Source organism: Paenibacillus agaridevorans, assembly GCF_003112455.1.
Classification (GTDB): domain Bacteria; phylum Bacillota; class Bacilli; order Paenibacillales; family Paenibacillaceae; genus Pristimantibacillus; species Pristimantibacillus agaridevorans.
The window spans coordinates 1-756 of sequence record NZ_BDQX01000003.1 but is presented as its reverse complement, the minus strand read 5'-3'; the positions used below and the strand labels follow the sequence as shown (position 1 = coordinate 756).

3 protein-coding genes are annotated in these 756 nt (G+C 46.6%); 2 read left to right on the top strand and 1 reads right to left on the bottom strand.

The annotated features are described in order from the left end of the window. Positions 1-238 (bottom strand): Ku protein (locus tag PAT3040_RS00025; RefSeq protein ID WP_305778761.1); only part of this gene is annotated, 238 nt, incomplete at its 3' end. 144 nt (positions 239-382) lie between these two features. Between PAT3040_RS00025 and PAT3040_RS00020 the strand changes: the two genes are divergently transcribed. Both PAT3040_RS00020 and PAT3040_RS00015 read left to right on the top strand, forming a co-directional pair. After that, positions 383-577: a WYL domain-containing protein gene (locus PAT3040_RS00020; protein ID WP_108991007.1), complete on the top strand. Its 195-nt coding sequence runs from the start codon at positions 383-385 to the stop codon at positions 575-577. Further along, positions 567-756: Y-family DNA polymerase (locus tag PAT3040_RS00015; protein WP_444980816.1), on the top strand; the 190-nt coding region annotated here is incomplete at its 3' end. The genes PAT3040_RS00020 and PAT3040_RS00015, both read left to right, overlap by 11 nt.

Sequence of the window (756 nt, the reverse complement as noted above, 5' to 3'; positions counted from 1 at the left end):
CGATCTCCTCGTCGCTGAAGAGGACGAATTTACTTCTCTCGTACTCATAGCCTTTAACGATATCCGCCTGATCGACCTGGACGTCGCAATGTGAGCAGAACTTATATTGTGATATCGGTGTGCTGCATACCTTGTGCAACGTCCGAAAGTGTATGTCATTGTCTGATGTCGCGGTGTGCATTTTGACGGGAATATGGACCAATCCAAAGCTGATTGCACCTTTCCATACTGTATGCATGAGTATTCCTCCCAATAATTGTCGCTTTATGGTGTGCATTATTTGGGGGATTTAGTCTTGTCTTCGAATGGAATTAATTTTCATTGTATACCGAACGTACGTTTGTATATAATAAGAACATACATTCGTGAATGAGGTGTCCAGATGGAGAAGTACATCGGCAAGGTTGTGCAACTGATTTATATCGATAGGCATCGCAATGTGACGATCCGGGACGTAAAAGTGCTGGCCGTCAAGGATGACCGTGTTAAGGCTCATTGCTTCTCCGCTGGATCCATCCGTATCTTTGACGTGAGTAATATTGTGGACGTGGAGCAGGTAAACCGACATGCCTCCTGAACGTTCCATCCTATTGGTCGATGGGCAATCTTTTTACGCGTCCGTTGAAAAAGCATCGTACCCTGAATATAAGGATAAGCCGGTAGCTGTAGCCGACCCGGAGCGTCGCAGCGGCATTATATTAGCAGCATGCCCAATTGCTAAAGCTCAGGGCGTAACAACGGCGAGCAGGGTGTTCG

Coding starts and splice junctions, on each gene's coding strand:
- PAT3040_RS00020 (WP_108991007.1), top strand. CDS start 383: ATGGAGAAGTACATCGGCAAGGTTGTGCAACTGATTTATATCGATAGG.